At 70.0% G+C, this 20,822-nt stretch carries 23 protein-coding genes; 19 read left to right on the forward strand and 4 right to left on the reverse strand.

Translation table 11 applies throughout. The features are described from left to right. Positions 1 to 41: 41 nt before the first annotated feature. Positions 42 to 1,628, forward strand: a complete 1,587-nt coding sequence (locus AB0B61_RS21205; protein WP_358434222.1) for an antibiotic biosynthesis monooxygenase — start codon at positions 42 to 44, stop codon at positions 1,626 to 1,628. Positions 1,629 to 1,641: 13 nt separating this feature from the next. Here the strand turns inward: AB0B61_RS21205 and AB0B61_RS21210 are convergent, their stop codons facing one another. Then, positions 1,642 to 1,878 (reverse strand): glutaredoxin family protein, encoded by a 237-nt coding sequence (locus tag AB0B61_RS21210; protein WP_357954639.1) that lies wholly within the window; start codon positions 1,876 to 1,878, stop codon positions 1,642 to 1,644. A gap of 116 nt (positions 1,879 to 1,994) precedes the next feature. Here AB0B61_RS21210 and AB0B61_RS21215 point away from each other — a divergent pair, with 116 nt between their 5' ends. The 13 genes from AB0B61_RS21215 to ccsA all read left to right on the forward strand — a co-directional run bounded on the left by AB0B61_RS21215 (position 1,995) and on the right by ccsA (position 15,089). Beyond that, positions 1,995 to 2,672, forward strand: coding sequence for a redox-sensing transcriptional repressor Rex (locus tag AB0B61_RS21215; protein WP_358434225.1), 678 nt, complete (start codon positions 1,995 to 1,997; stop codon positions 2,670 to 2,672). Continuing rightward, positions 2,669 to 3,925, forward strand: coding sequence for a glutamyl-tRNA reductase (locus AB0B61_RS21220; protein ID WP_358434228.1), 1,257 nt, complete (start codon positions 2,669 to 2,671; stop codon positions 3,923 to 3,925). The genes AB0B61_RS21215 and AB0B61_RS21220 overlap by 4 nt, the downstream gene beginning before the upstream one ends. Continuing rightward, the gene (hemC, locus tag AB0B61_RS21225) at positions 3,922 to 4,827 is read left to right on the forward strand and encodes a hydroxymethylbilane synthase (RefSeq protein ID WP_358434231.1); all 906 of its coding nucleotides are present in this window, start codon (positions 3,922 to 3,924) and stop codon (positions 4,825 to 4,827) included. Before AB0B61_RS21220 ends, hemC begins: the two co-directional genes overlap by 4 nt. Beyond that, positions 4,824 to 6,380 carry a bifunctional uroporphyrinogen-III C-methyltransferase/uroporphyrinogen-III synthase gene (locus AB0B61_RS21230; protein WP_358434234.1) on the forward strand — a complete coding sequence of 519 codons (1,557 nt, stop codon included), beginning with the start codon at positions 4,824 to 4,826 and terminating at the stop codon, positions 6,378 to 6,380. The genes hemC and AB0B61_RS21230 overlap by 4 nt, the downstream gene beginning before the upstream one ends. Beyond that, complete coding sequence (hemB, locus tag AB0B61_RS21235) at positions 6,377 to 7,360, forward strand: porphobilinogen synthase (RefSeq protein WP_358434236.1); 984 nt, start codon at positions 6,377 to 6,379, stop codon at positions 7,358 to 7,360. Before AB0B61_RS21230 ends, hemB begins: the two co-directional genes overlap by 4 nt. A 130-nt stretch (positions 7,361 to 7,490) precedes the next feature. After that, the gene (locus AB0B61_RS21240) at positions 7,491 to 8,120 is read left to right on the forward strand and encodes a bifunctional DNA primase/polymerase (protein WP_357954651.1); all 630 of its coding nucleotides are present in this window, start codon (positions 7,491 to 7,493) and stop codon (positions 8,118 to 8,120) included. Positions 8,121 to 8,151: 31 nt separating this feature from the next. Next, positions 8,152 to 9,441: a glutamate-1-semialdehyde 2,1-aminomutase gene (hemL, locus tag AB0B61_RS21245; RefSeq protein ID WP_358434239.1), complete on the forward strand. Its 1,290-nt coding sequence runs from the start codon at positions 8,152 to 8,154 to the stop codon at positions 9,439 to 9,441. Between the two features lie 190 nt (positions 9,442 to 9,631). After that, positions 9,632 to 10,555, forward strand: a complete 924-nt coding sequence (locus AB0B61_RS21250; RefSeq protein WP_358434242.1) for a LysR family transcriptional regulator — start codon at positions 9,632 to 9,634, stop codon at positions 10,553 to 10,555. A 56-nt stretch (positions 10,556 to 10,611) separates the two neighbouring features. Further along, positions 10,612 to 11,250 carry a histidine phosphatase family protein gene (locus tag AB0B61_RS21255; protein ID WP_358434245.1) on the forward strand — a complete coding sequence of 213 codons (639 nt, stop codon included), beginning with the start codon at positions 10,612 to 10,614 and terminating at the stop codon, positions 11,248 to 11,250. Between the two features lie 55 nt (positions 11,251 to 11,305). Then, entirely contained in the window at positions 11,306 to 11,884 is a 579-nt protein-coding gene (locus tag AB0B61_RS21260) for a TlpA disulfide reductase family protein (protein ID WP_358434247.1), read from the forward strand. Further along, positions 11,877 to 12,599 carry a cytochrome c biogenesis protein CcdA gene (locus AB0B61_RS21265; RefSeq protein WP_358434250.1) on the forward strand — a complete coding sequence of 241 codons (723 nt, stop codon included), beginning with the start codon at positions 11,877 to 11,879 and terminating at the stop codon, positions 12,597 to 12,599. The genes AB0B61_RS21260 and AB0B61_RS21265 overlap by 8 nt, the downstream gene beginning before the upstream one ends. Beyond that, positions 12,599 to 14,140: a cytochrome c biogenesis protein ResB gene (locus AB0B61_RS21270; RefSeq protein ID WP_358434253.1), complete on the forward strand. Its 1,542-nt coding sequence runs from the start codon at positions 12,599 to 12,601 to the stop codon at positions 14,138 to 14,140. Before AB0B61_RS21265 ends, AB0B61_RS21270 begins: the two co-directional genes overlap by 1 nt. Beyond that, positions 14,130 to 15,089 carry a cytochrome c biogenesis protein CcsA gene (ccsA, locus tag AB0B61_RS21275; RefSeq protein ID WP_358434256.1) on the forward strand — a complete coding sequence of 320 codons (960 nt, stop codon included), beginning with the start codon at positions 14,130 to 14,132 and terminating at the stop codon, positions 15,087 to 15,089. The genes AB0B61_RS21270 and ccsA overlap by 11 nt, the downstream gene beginning before the upstream one ends. Positions 15,090 to 15,369: 280 nt before the next feature. Here the strand turns inward: ccsA and AB0B61_RS21280 are convergent, their stop codons facing one another. Continuing rightward, positions 15,370 to 15,675, reverse strand: a complete 306-nt coding sequence (locus tag AB0B61_RS21280) for a PLDc N-terminal domain-containing protein (RefSeq protein WP_358434259.1) — start codon at positions 15,673 to 15,675, stop codon at positions 15,370 to 15,372. A 307-nt stretch (positions 15,676 to 15,982) separates the two neighbouring features. Between AB0B61_RS21280 and AB0B61_RS21285 the strand changes: the two genes are divergently transcribed. Next, positions 15,983 to 17,353, forward strand: a complete 1,371-nt coding sequence (locus AB0B61_RS21285) for a hypothetical protein (RefSeq protein WP_358434262.1) — start codon at positions 15,983 to 15,985, stop codon at positions 17,351 to 17,353. Between the two features lie 10 nt (positions 17,354 to 17,363). Then, the gene (locus AB0B61_RS21290) at positions 17,364 to 17,606 is read left to right on the forward strand and encodes a hypothetical protein (RefSeq protein WP_358434265.1); all 243 of its coding nucleotides are present in this window, start codon (positions 17,364 to 17,366) and stop codon (positions 17,604 to 17,606) included. A 90-nt stretch (positions 17,607 to 17,696) separates the two neighbouring features. On the opposite strand, the gene AB0B61_RS21295 is transcribed toward AB0B61_RS21290, so the two are convergent. After that, positions 17,697 to 17,915 (reverse strand): BldC family transcriptional regulator, encoded by a 219-nt coding sequence (locus AB0B61_RS21295; RefSeq protein ID WP_225298932.1) that lies wholly within the window; start codon positions 17,913 to 17,915, stop codon positions 17,697 to 17,699. A 256-nt stretch (positions 17,916 to 18,171) separates the two neighbouring features. Between AB0B61_RS21295 and AB0B61_RS21300 the strand changes: the two genes are divergently transcribed. Then, entirely contained in the window at positions 18,172 to 18,390 is a 219-nt protein-coding gene (locus AB0B61_RS21300) for a DUF4229 domain-containing protein (protein WP_358434267.1), read from the forward strand. On the opposite strand, the gene AB0B61_RS21305 is transcribed toward AB0B61_RS21300, so the two are convergent. Next, positions 18,387 to 19,598, reverse strand: a complete 1,212-nt coding sequence (locus AB0B61_RS21305; protein ID WP_358434270.1) for a hypothetical protein — start codon at positions 19,596 to 19,598, stop codon at positions 18,387 to 18,389. The genes AB0B61_RS21300 and AB0B61_RS21305 overlap by 4 nt on opposite strands. 77 nt (positions 19,599 to 19,675) lie before the next feature. Here AB0B61_RS21305 and AB0B61_RS21310 point away from each other — a divergent pair, with 77 nt between their 5' ends. Then, positions 19,676 to 20,392, forward strand: coding sequence for a demethylmenaquinone methyltransferase (locus tag AB0B61_RS21310; RefSeq protein ID WP_358434273.1), 717 nt, complete (start codon positions 19,676 to 19,678; stop codon positions 20,390 to 20,392). 294 nt (positions 20,393 to 20,686) lie between these two features. Continuing rightward, positions 20,687 to 20,767, forward strand: a complete 81-nt coding sequence (locus tag AB0B61_RS21315; protein ID WP_358434786.1) for a DUF397 domain-containing protein — start codon at positions 20,687 to 20,689, stop codon at positions 20,765 to 20,767. Positions 20,768 to 20,822: the final 55 nt, after the last annotated feature.

The raw sequence follows: 20,822 nt of genomic DNA on the forward strand, positions 1-20,822 counted from the left end.
CTACCGGCTGGGAGGCATAGTCCGGCAGCATTGGAGTCACCATGGAGATCCTCGTTGCTGTCCTAGCCTTTGTCGGTGCCCTCCTCGCCGCGATCGGCGCAGTCGCCCTGGTCCGGCGCCTGCGTGACGAGGTTGAGGGGTGGTTGATCGCCTGGACCGTTTCAGCCGTCGCGCTCTGCCTGGCGCTCGGTGCGATCGGCGTCGGTTACCTGATGGGGTTCGGGGATGTCACCTTCAAGGTCTACCAACTGACCGGATCCCTCCTCGCGCCCTTCTGGCTGGCCATCGGACTGGTTCAACTCCTGTCGGAGAAGGTGCCGCCGAAATTCGCCGGCTGGCTGTTCGGGATCGCGTTCACCATCGTCGCCACCGTGGTGCTCATCTTCGACCCGGTGAGCAGGGCCGACGAGATGGGCAAGCTGCTCCCCGCGGCCGAGGGGCACTGGAACCTCATCCCGGCCTACCTGCTGGTCGGCGCGCACTCCATCGCCGGGCTGATCATGCTGGCGGCCGTGGCGATCGCGGCGCTGCGCTGGCGCAACGGTGACGAACTCGACACCGACAACCTGCACGCGGTCATGGTCATCGCGCCCTCGGGCATCGCGATCATCGGGGCGATGAGGTTCGCGGTGCCGGGCGTCTTCGCCACCGCGCTGTTCGTCGTGGCCGCCGCGGGCATCTGGTACGCCGTGCTGCGCCCCCTGGCGCCCTACGAGGACGACGACGAGGACGACGAGTTCGAGGGCCGCCGCGGCGAGCGGTCCGGTGAGCGGCCGGCCGAGCGGTCCTCCCATGGCCGCCGGGCCATGCGGGATCGGGACCCCTTCCCCCAGCCGGACTCCTTCCCCCACTCGGAGCCGTTCCTCCCGTCGGACTCCTTCCCTCGGTCGGAGCCCTTCCCCCAGCCGCTCGCCGACATGCCGATGCAGGGGCCGCCCCAGCAACAGCAGCAGCAGCCGCCTCCCGGTCAGCCCCGCCGGTCGGGCCTGGGCGATCTGGTGGCCGAATACCGGGCAGGCGACCAGCCGGTCGACTACGCCGCCCGGATGGCGCCGCCGCCCGACCAGGGCCCCTCGACCGGCTACATCATGAACGGCGGGCACGGCGCCGGGCCGCAGACCGGTCCCCAGGACTTCGGGATGCCCGGCACGGGCGCGGCCTACCCGGGGGCCGAGTTGTTCTCCACCGGCTCTCGTGCGGCCCAGCAGCCCCCTCAGGGCCAGCCTCCGCAGGCTCAGCCCGCGCGGATGCCGGTCCCGCAGGCCCAGCCTCAGCAGCAGGCGGCCTCCAGCAGGCCCTCACCGAGCATCTACGGCATGCTGACCGTCTTCACCCTCATGGACGGCTCGGGCGAGGCGTTCGACCGCCTGGCGGAGCTCACCGTCGAGGCCGTCCGCCGGGGCGAGCCCGACACGCTCATCTACGCCTGCCACGCGGTCAAGTCGGCCCCGCTGCAGCGCATCGTCTACGAGCTCTACCGCGATGAGGTGGCCTACCGCGACCACCAGCGCCAGCCGCACGTCGAGCGGTTCGTCAACGAGCGCCAGGCCATGGTGCTGGCCACCAACATCATCGAGCTGAACGTCAACGCCGCCAAGGTAGTGCCGCTACCGACCGCGATGTTCTAACCGCTACGGGGCGCTACCCGCTCAGCGCGGCGCGCAGCCGGTCTTCGGAGACCCGCCAGAAGTCGTGCTGGACTCCGTCGACCAGAGTGACCGGGATCATCTCCCAGTATTTCTCCCGCAACTCCTCGGAGGAGTCGATGTCGACCTCCTCCCACGGCACACCCAGGTCTCCCGCCACGCGGGAGACGACCTCGCGCGCGTCGTCGCAGAGGTGGCAGCCCGGCCTGCCGAGCAGCGTGATGCGGTGCATGCACCCAACCGTATCGTGCCGACTTTGTGCATCGCTTCACAAAGGGATTAACCTGAAAGGCGGTTCGATTTCATTCACGCGGCCGGCAGGCCGCTCGTCCCCTGGAGCTCCGGCACGTGAAGAGCCCGTCCCAGTCCCGTGACCGCGGGATCCCCGAGGCAACGGTCGCCCGGCTCCCGTTGTACCTGCGGGCGTTGAACGGGATGGCCGAACGCGGCGTCGCGACCGTCAGCTCCGAAGATCTGGCCATGGCCGCGGGCGTCAACTCCGCGAAGCTCCGCAAGGACCTGTCCCATCTCGGCTCGTACGGCACCCGAGGCGTCGGCTACGACGTCGAATACCTCGTCTACCAGATCTCCCGCGAGCTGGGCCTGACCCAGGACTGGGCCGTGGCCATCGTCGGAGTGGGTAACCTTGGCCGGGCACTGGCCAATTACGGTGGTTTCGTCTCCAGGGGCTTCCGTGTGGCCGGGCTTCTCGACGCCGACCCCGAAGTCGTGGGCGACGATATAGCGGGGTTGAATGTTGAGCACATAGACGTCCTGGAAGCCGTCATCGAACGGCGTGGGGTCTCGATCGTGGTTCTGGCGACACCCGCGTTGGCGGCGCAGGAAGTCTGCGATCGTGTGGTGGCGGCCGGGGTCACCAGCATCCTGAACTTCGCGCCCGTGGTGCTTTCTGTACCAGATGGCGTGGATGTCCGTAAAGTCGACCTATCAATAGAACTGCAGATCCTTGCGTTCCATGAGCAGCGCAAAGCAGGGGGGCCACTTATGGCCGTGGACAGTCAATGAGTCTTCTCACCATCGGACTCAGCCACCGGACAGCTCCGGTGGCCATGCTCGAGCGCGTATCCGTGTCAGGCGAGGCGCTCGTCAAGCTCCTGCACGACGTGCAGCAGGACGTGTGCGTCGCTGAGGCCATGGTGGTCTCGACGTGCAACCGAGTAGAGGTCTACGCGGCCGTCGACCGTTTCCACGGCGCCGTCACCGCGATCAGCCGCTTGCTGGGCGTCCACTCGGGCGTCCCCGTGGAAGAGTTGCAGCCGCACCTCTACGTCCACTACGAAGACCAGGCCGTCGAGCACCTGTTCGCGATGGCCTGTGGCCTCGACTCGATGGTCGTGGGCGAAGGGCAGATCCTCGGCCAGGTTCGCCGGGCGCTCACCCTGGCGCAGAAGCAGGGCACCATCGGCGCCACCCTCAACGAGCTGGTGCAGCAGGCGCTGCGGGTCGGCAAGCGCGCCCACGCCGACACCGACATCGACAAGGCGGGCGCCTCCCTCGTCACCGCCGGACTGGCGCTGGCGGGCGACCTCGCCGGGCGCCGGGCGCTGGTGGTCGGCGCGGGCTCGATGAGCTCGCTGGCCGCCACCACGCTGGCCCGCGCGGGCGTGACCGACATCGTGGTGGCCAACCGCACCTTCGAACGAGGCGTACGCCTGGCGGCGTCCGTAGGCGGCAGGGCGGTGGAGTTCGCCGCGGTTCCCCGAGAGCTCGCGACGGCCGACATCGTCATCTCCTGCACCGGCGGCGGCCGGCACGTCATCACCCCCGACATCGTCCCCTCAGGCACGTTCCTCCTGGACCTGGCACTGCCGCACGACATCGACCCCGCTGTCCGCGAGGTGCCCGGCGTCACGCTGGTCGACCTGGAGACCATCCAGGAATCGGGCATAGGCTCAAGGGAGGGCGACACCGTCGACTCGGTGCGCAGGCTCGTCGCCGAGGAGCTGGCCGCCTTCCTCACCGCCGAGCGAGCCGCCAAGGTCACCCCGACCGTGGTGGCGCTGCGCAGCAAGGCGGCGACCGTGGTCGAGGCCGAGCTGGGCCGGCTCCTGATGCGCATGCCTCAGCTCGACGGCAAGGCCAGGGACGAGGTGGCGCAGACTGTGCAGCGGGTCGTCGACAAGCTGCTTCACGAGCCCACTGTGCGTGTCAAACAGCTCGCCACCAGCCCGGGAGGCGATCATTATGCCGAAGCGCTGCGCGAGTTGTTCGACCTGGATCCGAAGATGCCCGAAGCCGTGAGGGAGGTGGAGTTGTGACACTGCGCTTGGGCACCCGGCGCAGCCTGATGGCGACCACGCAGTCGCAGATGGTCGCCGACTCCTACACCGAGCGGACCGGGCGCGCCATCGAGCTGGTCGGCGTCACCACGTTCGGTGACGTGACCAAGGCTCAGGTGGCGCAGCTCGGTGGCACGGGCGTGTGGGTCAGCGCGCTGCGTGACAAGCTGGTCGACGGCGAGATCGACTTCGCCGTCCACTCGCTGAAAGACCTGCCGACCAAGCCGGACCCGCGGCTGACGCTGGCCGCCATCCTGGCCCGGCACGATCACCGCGACGCGCTGGTCGGCCCGGCCAAGTTCGCCGACCTGCCCGCCGGGGCCAGGGTCGGCACCGGCTCGCTGCGCCGGACCGCCATGCTCAGGGCGCTGCGCCCCGATCTCGAGTACGTCCCGATCCGCGGCAACGCCGACACCCGGATCGGCAAGATCGCCGCCGGCGAGGTCGACGCGGTCGTGCTCGCCTCGGCGGGTCTGACCAGGATCCGCCGGGACACGGAGATCGCGCAGATCTTCGAGATCGAGGAGCTGCTGCCCGCGCCAGGGCAGGGCGCCCTGGCCGTGGAGTGTCTCGCCGACAACGCCGACCTGATCTCCTTCCTCGGTGTGCTCGACGACCCGCGGACGCGCTCCGCGGTGACCGCCGAGCGCGCCGTCCTGTCCGCTCTCGAGGCCGGCTGCTCATCCCCCGTGGGTGCCTTCGCCGTCGATGACGGGCAGACCCTGAACCTCACCGCCGTGGTCGTCTCTCTCGACGGCCAGCGCGCGGTGCGCAAGTCCGCCGCCGGCTCTCCTTCTGAGTCTGTGAAACTCGGCCAGCTCCTCGCGGCCGAGATGATCTCCGAAGGGGCCGACAGATTGATGGGGGAGCAATCCCGTTGAGCTCCGATAGTCCAACCTCCGGTTTCCTCGCGTTCGTGGGCGCGGGCCCCGGCGATCCGAACCTTCTCACGCTCCGCGGCGCCGAACTGCTCGCCAAGGCCGACGCGGTCGCCCTCGACGAGGAGCTGTTCGGCTCGTTCCTGCGCCACTGCCGCGAAGGCGTGGAGATCGCGTCCGGCGACCTCGTCAAGCGCGCCAAGGCCGGGCAGTTCGTCGTACGCCTGTGCGAGGGCGACCCGATGCTGTTCTCCTCGATCGCCCGGTCGATCGAGGAGGAGGTCGCGGCCTGCGCCGCGGCGGAGGTGGACTTCGAGATCGTGCCCGGCGTGCCGCCCGCGACCGCGGTGCTCACCTACGCGGGCATCCCGCCGGCGGCCGACGTGCCGGAGTTCCGGATCGTCGACGCCGCGCACGAACAGGACTGGGCCGCCCACGCCGCCTGCCAGGGCACGCTGGTCATCTACAACGGCCTGGCCGGGGCCGTGGCGATCGGCAAGGCGCTGGTGGCCGGTGGCAAGCCCGACAGCACACCCGTGGCGGTCAGCAGCGGCGGCACCACGACCGAGCAGTACACCGTCGTCTCCACGCTGGCCAGGCTGCAGGCCGACATCAAGCACGCGGGCTTCACCGAGCCCGCGCTGATCGTCGTCGGCGACGCGGTCGGGCAGCGCGACAAGCTGTCGTGGTTCGAGACCAAGCCGCTGTTCGGCTGGCGGGTGCTGGTGCCGCGCACCAAGGAGCAGTCCGAGCGCCTGTCCGAGCAGCTCACCTCCTACGGCGCCGTGCCGGAGGAGGTGCCGACCATCTCCGTCGAGCCGCCGCGCACGCCGCAGCAGATGGACCGCGCGATCAAGGGCCTGGTCACCGGGCGCTACGAGTGGGTGGCGTTCACCAGCTCCAACGCGGTCAAGGCGGTGCGCGAGAAGTTCGAGGAGTACGGCCTCGACGCCCGCGCCTTCGCCGGGCTGAAGGTGGCCGCCGTGGGCGACGCCACCGCGCGGGCGCTGGTCGAGTTCGGCGTCAAGCCCGACCTGCTGCCCTCGGGCGAGCAATCGTCGGAGGGCCTGGTGGCCGAGTGGCCGCCGTACGACTCGATGCTCGACCCGATCAATCGGGTGCTCCTGCCGCGGGCCGACATTTCCACAGATACCCTCGTGGCCGGTCTGACCGAGCTAGGCTGGGAGTGCGACGACGTCACGGCCTATCGCACCGTACGAGCCGCACCGCCCCCCGCCCCGACCCGCGAGGCGATCAAGGGCGGCGGGTTCGACGCGGTGCTCTTCACCTCCTCCTCGACCGTGCGCAACCTCGTGGGCATCGCCGGCAAGCCGCACAACGTCACCGTGATCGCGGTGATCGGGCCGCAGACCGCGAAGACCGCCGAGGAGTTCGGGCTACGCGTCGACGTCATGGCCGACCGGCCGTCGGCGTCCGCCTTGGCCGCCGCGCTGGCCGCGTACGGTGCCAAGCAACGCCAGGCGGCCCTCGCCGCCGGCGACAGCCCGCGGCGGCCGTCGCAGAACCGCAGAGGCGCCAGAAGGAGAGCCAAGTGAGTGCTGACTACCCGGTCGCCCGGCCGCGCAGGCTCCGCCGTAGCCCCGCGATCCGGCGCATGGTGGCGGGCACCAGACTGCACCCCGCGGACCTGATCCTGCCGCTGTTCGTCAAGGAGGGCATCGACCAGCCGCAGCCGGTCGCCTCGATGCCCGGCGTGTTCCAGCACACCCGCGACTCGCTGCGCAAGGCGGCCCACGAGGCCGCCGACGCCGGGGTGTCCGGGGTGATCCTGTTCGGCATCCCCGCCGTCAAGGACGCGCGGGGCTCGGCGGCCGACGACCCCGAGGGCATCCTGCAGGTCGCGCTGCGCGACGTGAGCGCCGAGGTGGGCGACGCGGTGGTGGTCATGGCCGACACCTGCCTCGACGAGTTCACCGACCACGGCCACTGCGGCGTGCTGACCCCGTCCGGCGACGTCGACAACGACGCGACGCTGGAGCGCTACGCGTCGATCGCGCTCGCCCAGGCCAGGGCCGGATCCCAGATGATCGCGCCGAGCGGCATGATGGACGGCCAGGTCGGGGCCATCAGGGCGGCGCTCGACGCCGACGGCTTCGCTGACCTGCCGATCCTCGCCTACACCGCCAAGTACGCCTCCGCCTTCTTCGGCCCCTTCCGCGAGGCCGCCGAGTGCGCGCCGCAGTTCGGCGACCGCAGCACCCACCAGCAGGACCCGGCCGGGCCGCTGGGGGATGCGATGCGCGAGGTACGCCTCGACCTCGCGGAGGGCGCCGACGCCGTCATGGTCAAGCCGGCGATGGCCTATCTGGACGTCATCAGGCGCTTCCGCGACGAGGTCGACGTGCCGGTGGCGGCCTACCAGGTGAGCGGCGAGTACGCGATGATCGAGGCCGCCGCGGCCAACGGCTGGATCGACCGCGACCGGATGATCATGGAGTCGCTGGTCTCGATCAAGCGCGCGGGCGCCGACCTGATCCTGACGTACTGGGCCACCGAGGTGGCGCGCCGCCTGTGAACCAGGGGGTTTCCCGTCGATCGCTGAGGCCTGTGCGTTAGAGTGCAATAACAAGTGCTGGTGTGTCCCGCGTGTGCTTTGCAGCCAGGAGCCGGGGCCTCTTCAGGCGCTTGGATCGACGGGAGACACCATGGTGGGGGTACCACTCGCTCGGCGTACCAAGAAACGGCCGCGCCCGACACGGATCGACACGGTCCTGGGCTATGCCGCTCTCGGCTGGCCGAGCGTGCCGGGTGCCCATCCGCTGCGTCAGGGCGCCCGCTCCTGCTCCTGTGACCGCCTCGGCTGCCCCGACCCGGGCGCGCATCCGCTGTCTCCCGCCTGGCACCTACAGGCCACGACGGACGCCACGCAGCTCACGCGCTGGTGGCGGATGGACCCCGACGCCAATGTGATTCTGCCCACCGGCCGTGTGTTCGACGTCTTCGACGTACCGCTCGACACGGGCCTGTCGGCCCTCACCCGCATCGACGGCGCCTCGGCGCACTCGGGCCCGGTCGCCGCCAACGGTGACCGGGTTCTGTTCTATGTGGCCACCCGCGGCAATCCCGACGACGAGGACGAGTGGTGGTCCTGCCAGCTCGACTGTGAGCCCGGCACCATCGAGGACAATCCGGGCCTGCGCTGGCACTGCCGCGACAGCTACGTCCTGGCCCCGCCCTCCACGCTGCCCACCGGCCAGCCCGTCTCCTGGCTGCGCCCGCCCGACGGCCGTCCGCTGCCCGATCCGCTGCGCATCCTCGACTGGCTCGCCGACTAGACCGCCGTGGCCCAGGACTAACCTGGAGCGCGTGAGCCGTACACAGAACTCCGAGGACCTGTTCGCCCGCGCCCGCGCCATCGTGCCGGGTGGCGTCAACTCCCCGGTCCGCGCGTTCGGCGCGGTCGGCGGCACGCCGCGCTTCATGGCCTCCGGGCAGGGTCCCTATCTCACCGACGTCGACGGCAACCGCTACGTCGACCTGGTCTGCTCGTGGGGGCCGATGATCCTTGGCCACCGCCACCCCGCCGTCATCGAGGCCGTCTCGTCGGCGCTCTCCCACAGCCTCTCCTACGGCACCGCCACGCCGGGCGAGGTCGAGCTGGCCGAGGAGATCGTCGCCAGGGTGGCGCCCGTGGACAAGCTCCGGCTGGTCAGCTCGGGCACCGAGGCGACGATGAGCGCGGTGCGGCTGGCCCGCGGGTTCACCGGGCGGTCGAAGGTGGTCAAGTTCGCCGGGTGCTACCACGGTCACGTGGACGCGCTGCTGGCCTCGGCGGGGTCGGGTGTGGTCACCTTCGGGCTGCCGGACACCCCGGGGGTGACGGGGGCGTCGGCGGCCGACACCATCGTGCTGCCGTACAACGACATCAGCGCGGTGGAGCAGGCTTTCGCCTCCGCTGAGATCGCCTGTGTCATCACCGAGGCGTGCCCGGCCAACATGGGCGTGGTGCCGCCGCTCGACGGCTTCAACGCCCGCCTGCGCGAGCTGTGCACGGCCAACGGCGCGCTGCTGATCATCGACGAGGTGCTGACGGGCTTCCGGGTCTCGCCCTCGGGCTGGTACGGGCTGGACCCGGTCGACGCCGACCTGATGACCTTCGGCAAGGTCATGGGCGGCGGGTTGCCGGCGGCGGCCTTCGGCGGGCGGGCCGACGTCATGTCCTGCCTGGCGCCGGAGGGGCCGGTCTACCAGGCGGGCACGCTGTCGGGAAACCCGCTGGCGTGCGCCGCCGGACTGGCCACGCTACGCGCGCTCGACGCCGGCTCCTACGCCAAGGTGGACGCGGCGGCGCTGACGGTCGGTCAGGCCGCGTCCGACGCCCTCACCGCGGCGGGCGTGCCGCATCGGTTGCAGCGGGCGGGGAGCCTGTTCTCGGTGTTCTTCACGGACGCTCCGGTGACGGACTTCGACGGTGCGCGGGCCCAGAACACCGCGGCGTACACCGCTTTCTTCCACGCGATGCTGGATCGCGGGGTCTACCTGCCGCCGTCCGCGTACGAGGCCTGGTTCCTCTCGGCCGCTCACGACGACGAGGCGCTCGGTCAGATCGCCGACGCCCTGCCGGCAGCCGCCAAGGCTGCCGCGGCGGTCCTCTGATCGTTACTTGGCGGCCGGCTTCTGGTAGCGGACGCGCTGGTCCCGAGCCTGCTCGGCGAGGGTCTTGAGGTAGGAGATGGTGGTCGTCTGCTGCTTCTGCGCCTTGTTGTTTCTCATGCATATATTTTCTCCTGCTACAGAGTGAAGGACAAGCGAGACTTTCTACGCTAAACCCTTTAGACTGGCTTACATGTTGGACTTGAACCGTCTCAAGGCCCTTCACGCTGTGCACATCTACGGCTCGGTGGGTGCCGCGGCCGACGCGCTCATGGTGACGCCGTCGGCCGTGTCGCAGCAGATCGCCAAGCTGGAGCGTGAGACCGGCGCCCGCCTCATGGAGCGCAACGGGCGCGGGGTCCGGCTGACGGACGCCGCCGGGCTGCTCGCCGACCACGCCGAGCGGATCCTGGCCCTGGTGGAGACCGCCGAGGCGGACTTCGAGGCGCTGCGCGGCGAGGTCGTGGGACGGCTGAACATGTCCGCGTTCCCGACGGCGGCGCGCGGGCTGATGCCCTCCGCCCTGACCGCGCTCAAGCGGCGTCATCCCGACCTGCACGTCCAGATGCACGAGCGCGAGCCGGAGCGCATCGTGCGCGACGTGGCCAGGGGCGAGCTCGACCTGGGCGTCATCCAGGACTGGCTGAACCGGCCGATCGCCCTGCCCGAAGGGCTGTCCCGGTCCACGTTGCTCGACGACATCGCCGACATCCTGCTGCCCGCGGACCATCCGCTGGCCGGCAACAAGGAGGTCGAGCTGGCCGCGCTGCCCGCGAACGAGCGGTGGATCAGCTCCTCGCCCGGCACCGTCTGCCACGACTGGCTGGTCTACACGCTGCGTAACGCGCAGCTCGAGCCCGAGATCTCCTGCATGGCAGACGAATATCCGACCCAGATGGCGCTGGTGGCGGCCGGGCTCGGCTGCGCGATCATCCCCCGGCTGGGACGCGACTGCGTGCCCGACGGGGTGGCCGTGGTGCCGCTGCGGCCTCGGCAGTCGCGCCGCATCTACGTCATCTGGCGGAGCGACGCGGCCCGGCGGCCGGCGATCCGGGCCGCGGTCGAGGCGCTCGCCGACGCCAGCCGTACGAAGGAGAACGCCTGGGCGGTCGCCTAGCGTCCGGGGCGCCTGAGATCGCGGAACGGGCAGAGCGGGATAGGCTGTGGCACACCATGGCTGAAACCACCGTAGTTCACCTGATGCGCCACGGTGAGGTGCACAATCCCGAAGGCGTCCTGTACGGCAGGCTGCCCGGCTACCACCTGTCCGAGACCGGCCGGCTGATGGCCGAGACGGTGGCCAAGTCGGTGGCGGGCCGTGACATCGTCACCCTCTACAGCTCGCCGCTCGAACGCGCGCAGGAGACCATCGCCCCCCTGGCCGCGCTGCTGGAGCTGCCGGTGCGGACCGACGAGCGGCTGATCGAGGCCGCCAACATGCTCCAGGGCCGCAAGGTCGGCCAGGGCCTGGCGGTCCTGCGCGATCCCAAGAACTACCGCTACTTCTGGAACCCGCTGCGCCCGTCCTGGGGCGAGCCCTATCCGGCGATCGTCAAGCGGATGCGCTCGATCATCGAGGAGGTCAGGGCGGAGGCGCGCGGGCACGAGGCGCTCCTGGTCAGCCACCAGCTGCCGATCTGGTCGATCAGGATGGCGGCTGAGGGCCGCCGGCTCTGGCACGACCCCCGGCGCAGGCAGTGCAACCTGGCCAGCCTCACCACGCTCACCTTCGACGGCGATCGTCTGGTCAGCGTCGGCTACAGCGAGCCCGCCGGATCACTGGCGACGGGCCCCAGCGTCCCGGGCGCCTGACCTCGCCGGTAGAGTTGCAAGCTCTACCGGTCGTAGTACAAGGAGATCTTCCTCCGTGCGCGCCAAGTCCATCTCCCATGTCCTCATGGCCGTCCTGGTCGCGGGCGGTCTCGCGGGCTGCGCGGGCGCCAACCAGTCGGGCCAGCCGCAGGCGGGTGACACCCGTTTCGTCGCGGGCGACGGGAAGATGCAGCTGTTCGACGTCGCCGACCGCCACGCCGCCCCCGAGGTCGGCGGGCAGACCCTCGACGGCGCGACCGCGTCGCTCGCCGCCCACAAGGGCAAGGTCGTGGTGCTCAACTTCTGGGCGTCGTGGTGCGGCCCGTGCCGGGCCGAGGCTCCGGTGCTGAAGGAGGTCGCCGCCAAGACCAAGGGCGGCGTGGAGTTCCTCGGCGTCGACTTCAAGGACCGCAAGGCCGACGCGCAGGCGTTCGAACGCACCGAGCAGACCGGCTACCCGAGCATCTTCGACCAGCCGGGCAAGGTCGCGCTGGCCTTCCAGGGCACGGTGCCGCCGGCGGCCATCCCGTCCACGCTGATCATCGACGCGCAGGGCAGGATCGCCGCCAGGGCGCTGGGCGCGGTCAAGTACACCGACCTGATGAACGCGGTGACCAAGGTGCGCGATGAATGACGTCGTCGCCTCGGGCTCGCTGCTCCTGGCCGTGCCCATCGCGGTGCTGGCCGGGGTGGTGTCCTTCCTGTCGCCGTGCGTGCTGCCCCTCGTCCCTGGCTACCTGTCGTACGTGACGGGCATGAGCGAGGACCCCAAACGGGGACGGCTGGTGCTCGGCACGGTGCTGTTCGTGGCCGGTTTCGGGCTGGTGTTCGTGCTCAGCGGCGCGCTGTTCGGCGGCCTCGGCGCGGTCATGCTGGGCAACGCGGAGATCATCACGCGGGTGCTCGGCGTGCTGACGATCCTGCTCGGCCTGGCCTTCCTGGGCGTACTGCCCGGCCTGATGCGCGACGTGCGCATCCACAAGCTGCCCGCCGCCGGGCTGGCCGGGGCGCCGCTGCTGGGCGTGGTGTTCGGGCTGGGCTGGACGCCGTGCATCGGGCCCACGCTGGCCGTCGTGCTCGGGCTCGGCCTGAACGAGGGCAGCGCCTCGCGTGGCGCGCTGCTCGCCGTGGCGTACGCGCTGGGACTCGGACTGCCCTTCGTGGCCGCCGCCCTCGCCTACACCAAGGCCCTGCGTACGTTCCGCGCGATCCGCAAGCACTCACAGCTGATCACCAGGATCGGCGGCGGCATGATGGTGGCCGTCGGCATCCTGCTGGTGACCGGCCTCTGGGGAGAGATGATCGCGACCATGCAGGGTCTGATCGGCGCCTTCAGGCCGGTGATCTGATGACCGTCGACGAGCTCGAGAAGGAGCGGGCGCGGCCCGCCGGCATGGGGCCCGTGGGCTGGCTGCGCTGGGGCTGGCGCACGCTCACCTCGATGAAGACGGCGCTGATCCTGCTGTTCCTGTTCGCGCTGGCGTCCGTGCCCGGCTCGCTGGTGCCGCAGCGCGGCGTCGATCCCGACAAGGTGGCGGCGCTCTTCCAGAACGACCCGACGCTCGCCGAGTGGTACGACCGCTTCCAGCTGTTCGACGTCTTCACCTCGGCCTGGTTCGCCGCGATCTACCTGCTGCTGTTCACCTCGCTGATCGGCTGCGTCCTGCCGCGCACCGCCACCTACGTGCGCGAGCTGCGCCGCCGCCCACCGGCCGCGCCGCGCAACCTGTCGCGCCTGCCGCACTTCTCGCGGCTGGACGACCCGCTGACGGTCGAGGAGGCCGCCGGGCGGCTGCGCCGGCTCCGCTTCCGCGTCGAGGTCGGCGACGGCTGGGTGGCTGCGGAGAAGGGCTACCTGCGCGAGACGGGCAACCTGCTCTTCCACATCTCCCTGCTCGGCCTGCTCGTCGCGATCGGGTTCGGCTCCCTGTACGGCTACCGCGGCAACGTGCTGGTGGTCGAGGGCGACGGCTTCGCCAACACGGTCGCCGCCTACGACCGGTTCATCCCGGGCAATCAGGTGTCGGCGGAGTCGCTGGAGCCGTTCTCGTTCACGCTCACGGACTTCCAGACCACCTACCAGGTCGAGGGCCCCAAGAGGGGGCAGGAGCTCGACTACTCCGCCTACATGAAGGTCAACGACGCGCCCGGGGCGCCCACGCGCGACTACACGCTCAAGGTCAACGAGCCGCTGGAGGTCAACGGCACCCAGACCTACCTCCTCGGCCACGGCTACGCGCCCGTCTTCAAGGTCACCGACGGCAAGGGGCAGGTCGCCTTCGAAGGGCCCGTCCCCTGCCTGATCGAGATCAAGCTCACGCTCACCTCGGGCTGCGTGGTCAAGGTGCCCGACGCCCAGCCGTCGCAGCTCGGGTTCCTGCTGCGCTTCCTGCCCACGGGTGACGGCGCGGGGGCCTCTCTCTTCCCCGGCGCGCTCAACCCCCAGGTCCAGCTCCTCGGGGCCTTCTCCGGCGACCTGGGCGTACGCTCCGGGCGGCCGCAGTCCGTCTACGAGCTCGCGCCGCCCGAGGTGATGCGCAAGCTCACCCCGCTGGTCATGGGCACCGGCCAGGCGCCACTCGCGGTCGGGGGGTCGATCGACTTGCCCAAGGGGGCGGGAAAGCTGGAGTTCACCGGGTTCAAGGAGTGGATGACGCTCCAGATCGCCTACGACCCGGGGCGGCTGCCCGCCCTGATCGCCGCGGGCACGGCCGTGGTGGCCATCGCGCTGTCGCTGATGATCCGCCGCCGCCGGGTGTGGGTGCGGGTCAAGGACGGCGTGGCCGAGGTCGGCGGTCTTACCCGTACCGAAGGGTCCGCGGCGGGCTTCACCGAGGAGTTCGCCGACATCGTCAAGGTCCTATCAGCTGGAGGCAAGGATGCCCGCTGAGCAGCAACTGGCCGGGGTGAGCGACCTCTTCGTCGTCGCCGCTGTCCTGCTCTATCTGGCCGCCATGATCGGGTTCGCGCTGGATCTGGCCTTCGGCCGCTCCCAGGCCGACTCGGCCGCCGTACGCGCCAGGCAGCCCGTGGGAGCCGGAGTCGGCTCCTCAGGCGCCTCTGTCGCTTCGGATGTGCCTGTCGCGCCGGAGCCGGTCGTCGAGCCGCCGGCCTGGGCGGGCAAGGCCGGCTGGGCGGCCATGGCGCTCGGCTGGCTCGGCTGGGCCGCGAACCTGGCCGCCATCGTCACCCGGGGCCTGGCCGTGGACCGGTGGCCCTGGGGCAACATGTACGAGTTCGTGGTGGCCATCTGCTTCGCCGCGGTCACCGCCTTCCTCGGCACCCAGCTCCGGCAGAACGTCCGCTTCCTCGGCGCCTTCGTCATGGTGACGGCCGCCCTGGGGCTCGGCTTCGCGGTCAAGGTGCTCTACACGGCGGCGGGCCCGGTCGTGCCGGCGCTCAACTCGTACTGGGTGGCCATCCACGTGACGGCGGCGATCCTGGCGAGCGGCCTGTTCATCGTGGCCGGTGTGGCGGGCATCCTCTACCTGATTCGCGGCGATGGGATGTCACGGCTGCCGTCACGGGCCGACCTGGAGCGGGCGGCCCACCGCGCCATCGTCTTCGCCTTCCCGGTGTGGACCTTCGCCGTCATCGCCGGTGCTCTCTGGGCCGACAAGGCCTGGGGTCGCTACTGGGGTTGGGACCCCAAGGAGGTCTGGGCCTTCATCACATGGGTGGCTTACGCCGCCTACCTCCACGCTCGAGTTACCGCGGGATGGCGCGGGCGGGCGGCGACGATCGTGCAACTCTTGGCGTTCGGGTGCCTGCTGTTCAACCTGGTGGGGGTCAACATGTTCATCTCGGGGCTGCACAGCTACGCGGATGTGTCTGGGTGATCGTCTGTCCCACGGCCGTTTCGTTTCGTGTGACGGTCCGTGGTGGCTGGTGTCCCTGGGGGATGGGGAAGCGGGCGGTCCGTGGTGGCTGACCTCCCTGTGGGGATGCCCCTCCGGGGGTGAATGAAAAGGACGGTCCGTCGGGGTAGCGGTCCCTTGGGAGGGGACGAAGACGGTCCGTCCTGGCTGGGGTCTTGGAGGGGTGCCCACTTCGGGGAAGTCGCCCATGCGTCATGGGCGAGGGAGAACCGATGTCCGGCGAACGGTCGTGGACACCGCTCTAGCTGTCGTCGCCTCGCATGCGGCGGTCGAGGTCGCGGAGGAATTCGGGGTCGTCGTCCGGGCCCTTGGGGGTCGAGCGGCGGCGGGAGCCCGGTCGCGGGGGGACCGGCCAGGTCTCGCGGGTCTGCTGGGGACGGCCGCGGATCATCCAGACGGCCCCGCCCACCAGGGGCACCAGCGCGACGACGAGCACCCAGAGCGGTTTTGGTACGTTCCGTACCTCTTCCTCCGGCGTGGTGATGACGTCGAACAACGAGTAGAGCCAGAAGGCCAGCAGCGCCAGGCCGATAACGACACCTACCATGTCCGAACTGTAAGCCATTCGCGTCGTGATCGTGTTTTCCCGTTGTCCCATTTCAGGTGACTCCGGCGAGACCTACGTCGTACGGTGGACTCGATTCAGCGGCGTCCGCCCGCTGGGACCGCCGTTCTGGGCGGCCGGGTGCCATGCGCGCGGGCGTCCCACGGCGTTGAGGGGTGCGATGGCCTTTTCTAACGACAAGGGCCGCCATCGGCGGGGTCGTTGGTGGCGGCGCGGGTCGTATCTCTTCTCCCGCCGCAGTGAGGCGCCCCCTGACGCGGATCGCTCCTTCTGGACGAACGACCGGAGTATGCCCCCCGGCAGACCCGGCCCGGCCGGACGGCCGGACCGGGCCCGCGAGGACCGCCCGGGGCGGCTGTCCTGGCCGTGGCGTCCCGGCGCCGGCGGGGACAGGCAAGGGTGGCCCGGAGGGGACAAGCCCGGTGGAGACAAGCGCGGAGGGGACAAGCGCGGCGGGGACAGGCGCGGGTGGCCTGGCTCCGGGGGCGGGGCCAAGGGCCGTGACCGCCCGGCGTCCGAGCGGCCGGATCACGAGTGGCCCGACTACGGGCGCTCGGACCATGAGCACAGGGAGCGCAAGCGAGCCGAGCGGGATGGGCCAGGACGCGGGTGGCCGGGCCGGGAGCCCGCCGGACGGGACTCGATCGGGAGTGAGGGGAGCTTCGCGCTGTTCGGTTGGGTAGGTCGCGAGCGGCGCCAGGCCGGCGGAGACGGTTCCCAGGGGTGGTCGTCCTGGGCGGGACGCCGCCGACAGGAGGAGTTCCGGCAGCAGGAGGAGCTCCGGCAGCAGGGGGAGTTTCGGCAGTGGGAGGTCGCCGAAGCCGGGCAGACGCAGGGCTGGGAGGTCGCTGAAGCCGGGCAACCGAGGCGCTGGGATGGCGCTGAAGGTGGAGAGGCGCGGCGCTGGGATATTGCCGAAGCCGGGGAGCCGCGGCGTTGGGAGGCGGGGGAGCGGCTGTCGGCCGCCGTGGTGGACCGCCCGCCGTACACGTGGCACGACTTCGAGCTCGACGACGTGGTGCTCCGCGCGCGACCCCACCGCCCCGACGCCCCCTCGCTCGGCGACGGCCTGCGGCACTGCGGGAAGCTGGAGACCATCCTGCACCGCCAGTGGGACGCCCGGGAGGGGCCGCCGTCGCCGGAGGTGGTGCGGGCCGTGGAGAGCCTGGCCATGCTGCCCGACCTGCTGAAGGAGAAGCTCGCCGCCGGTCTCGAAGGCATCTATGTGGGCGCGGGCGGCGTACCGGATCTGGACGACATGGGCTACCTGCGCGGCGCCCCCCTGCCGTCCGGCCGGGCCTCGTGGGACATCTGCGCCGGAGCCTACGGCGACGGGAAGATCGTGGTGGGTGACCGCCCCTCGCCCACGCCCGACGTGATGATGCACGAGGTCGGGCACGCCATCGACGACGTCGACTCGGCTTACGGGGATTGGGTGTCGGATTCCCGGGAATTCGCGACGCTGTACGAGGACATCACGCCGCTCCTGGTCTCCGCGTTCCACCGCCAGGGGGACGGGCTGGGGCGCAAGGAGTTCTTCGCCGACGCGTTCGCCGCGATCGCCTCGCGCCAGCGACCGGCCCTCGTCGACATGCTGGGCGGCGACACGCGCTCGGCGCTCAACGTCATGCTGTTCTTCAACCGGCGCTACGGAATCTAGGTGATGAGCCATGTACGTCATCCGGCTCGCTGACGGGACCCTCCGCGTGCCGCAGAGCCTGACCAGCGAAGACGGGCGTCTCATCGGCAACGCGTACGTGGAACTCGAACCTGGCGACCCCGACTACGACACGTGGCTGCCGGAGTCCCTGACGGAGGAGGAGGCGGCGGACCGCCGGGAGCGCTGGCTGATCGACAACGACGACCTGGAGCAGGAGTTCCTGGCCTTCAAGGCGGAGCAGGAAGACGCCTAGGCCGGGGTGGGAGGTCGAGGGGCCTCTGATGACGTTTACAGGCAGGGGGAGACGGCGACCCTGCGGGCAGGATCACCGTCTGATGGAACGTCAAACACGCGGGGACTCGCCCGACCTGTCGGCCGTTAGAACGTCCTCGCCTCGAAGAAGGGCATGCACTTCCGACTCGCGGAACCGACGATGCCCCCCGGGGGTGCGGATACTGCTGATGCGACCTGCCGCGGCCCAGCGTGTAACCGTCTTTGGGTCTACCCGGAAGAGGGCGGCAACCTCTCCTGGGGTCAGCAGACGCTCGCTGCTACTCTCCACCAATCTCTCCCCCTCGCATCCCGCTTCCTGCCAGCGGGCGGACAGGTAACCAGTGTGTCGAGCGAAGCCTGATTTATCCGTGGTTTTCGACAAAGATCACGGGTTGTTATCAGCTGACTGCCCGATTGTTATATGATAGAGCCTCTTTGGGGCTCTCGTGGGTGTTTCTTTACGAAACACCCTAACTGGGACACTAGCAGTGCTGGCGCCCGATGCGAAGAGCGACCGTGTCACACAGGGCGAGTAACCTCGATCTGTGCATCCCGTTCTCGTATACACCGCGTCGCGGATCGGCCTGTTTGTCGTGACACTTGGCGTGCTGCGCCTGCTTGGCCTGCAAAACCCGGTGATACTGATCATCGTGGCTTTCTTGATCAGCGGCTTCGCCAGCTACGTCTTGCTCTCCAAGCAGCGCGACGCCCTTAGCACTCGCATCAGCGACAAGATCGACCGGCCCAAGCCGCAGGGCGACTAGGGCAGGGGGAACATGCCAATCCGGGCATGGTACTCCCGTCCGAGTCTCGTTGTGTCGCTACCAACGAGTAGTCCGCCGCTGTACGCCAGAAATGCCTTGACCCCGATCCCGCGCTCCCGGCCAGGATTCCAAGTCAGCGCCATTCCGGTGAGCGGATGAATGGCGCCGATGCCCTCGCGGGGCACCGCTCCAGGCCCGGCCGAGTCGTGGCCCAGCGGATTGTTCAGCCATCGCTGGTGGCCGCCGACGTAGATCGCCGCGCCGGTCACCGCCACTGCGTAGAGTGAGTCGCCGCCGGTCTTGTTGACCCAGGTGGGCGTGATCCGCTCGCCCCTGCTGTACGTCTCGAACCTGGCCGTGCTGTCGCACAGCCGCTTCCCGCGCACCGGCCCGCCGGTGGTGACGACGGCGAAGTAGGTGCCGTCGGGCGCGAAGTCCAGGCCGCGTACGTAGGAGGGAAAGGTGTCCATGCAGGTGGGGACGTACGCCTCGGTACGCCAGTCGGCCACCTTGGCGCCGCCGCCGCGTACGTCGATCAGCCCCAGCTGTGGCCTCGACAGCCCGTCGAGCGTGGTGAAGTTGCCGTCGACCGCGAGCCGCTCGGCGGTCAGGGCGAGCGCGTAGACCCGCAGCGTCGGCGTCAGCGGCGCCCCCGGCGTGATCGCGAACTCCGGGTCGGTCGCGCCGGTCGTCGCGTCGAGCCTGGCCAGCGCCGCGCGCGGCCTGGTGAAGTCGCCGCCCGCGTAGAGCTGCGCGCCGCGCCTGGCCAGCGTGGTCACCATCCCGCCGGAGACGCCGGGCCTGAAGTCCCGTACGGCCGAGCCGTCGAAGAGGTTGAGCCTGGCCAGCGCCCTGGCCGGCGTCCCGTTGACCGAGGGGAAGTCGCCGCCGACGTAGACCGTGCCGCCGTCGCCGGCGGCCAGGCTGTAGACGGGCCCGCCGACCTGCGGCGCGAAGTAACGCAGGATGTGCCCCGTCGCGAGGCTGTAGGCGAAGACGTTGTCCCGGGTGTAGGTGTGCGTCCGTGTGGCGTCGGCGACCTCGCTGAACGAGCCGCCGACGACGACCGTGCCGCCGACCAGGGTGATGGAGTTGACGATCCCGTCGAGCACGTGCGGAGTGGTGTCGACCGGGTCGGCCGAGACGACGCGCGGGTGCGCGACCGGGGTCGTCGCGAGGATCGCCGCAAGGGCGACACGTACCAGCATTCGCAAATTTCTAGCAGACGTTGGGTAATCGTGTGGCTACTTTCTGTTGATTGTCGCGATGGTCATAGGCTTGGGCCATGACGCGTGCTCAGCTGGACAAGCAGCCGGATCAGGTCGCCGCGATGTTCGATCGCACGGCCCGGCGCTACGACTTGGTCAACGATGTGATCTCCCTGGGGCAGGTGCGCTTCTGGCGCAAGGCGGTGGCCGCCGCCGTCGACGCCGGGCCCGGCGAGATCGTGCTCGACCTGGGGGCGGGCACCGGCACGTCCACCGACGCGTTCACCACGCTGGGCGCCCGCGCGATCGCCTCCGACTTCTCCCTCGGCATGCTGCGCACAGGGGTGCGCCGCCACGGCGGCAACGCGCTGAGCGGCGACGGGGTCCCGTTCATCGCGGGTGACGCCCTGCGGCTGCCGTTCGCCGACGACGCCTTCGACGCCGTGACGATCTCGGTGGCGCTGCGCAACGTGCACGACACCTCGCAGGCGCTGCGGGAGATGCTGCGCGTGACGCGGCCGGGCGGGCGGCTGGTGATCCTGGAGTTCTCGCACGTGAAGGTCGAGGCGTTCGACCTGGTCTACCGCGAATATCTGATGAAGCTGCTGCCCCGGGTGGCTACGGTCTTCGGGTCCAACGACGACTCCTACGCCTATCTGGCCGAGTCGATCCGGGACTGGCCGGACCAGCCGACACTCGCGCGCACCATCCAGGAGGCCGGCTGGCGGCGGGTGGCCTGGCGCAACCTCACCATGGGCATCGTCGCGATGCACCGGGGATTCAAGCCCGCGTAAGCCCGTTCTGCGCGGTTCGATAGCCCATTCGATAAGGCGAGTCGGCCATTAACGCCGCCAAGTCCGCGATCTGGTCGGGGTTCCGTGTCCGGAGATATCGTTTATCGCGGGAATTATCCGTCGGGCGGGCCGTCCGAGGCAGGTTCGGTGCTGGACGAGGATGCTTCTCCAGTAATTTCAGGCCGTACTGGTGTAGCGTTTCGCCTACGGAGCGTGACCGCACTGCTGTAACCCGCGTCACATTTCTCACGATAGGCTCGGATATAACCGTGACGCTACGAAGGAGTCAGCCCGGTGGGCCCGATGCTCTGCTTCACGCCCGATGAGTGGCGCGCCTTCATCGAGGGTGTGCGCCGCCGCGAGTTCGAGGTCTGATCTCCTCGTGGCGACGACGCAGGGCCCTTCGTCTCGGACGGAGGGCTTTCGTTTG

Source organism: Nonomuraea sp. NPDC049158 (genome assembly GCF_040648335.1).
Classification (GTDB): Bacteria; Actinomycetota; Actinomycetes; order Streptosporangiales; family Streptosporangiaceae; genus Nonomuraea.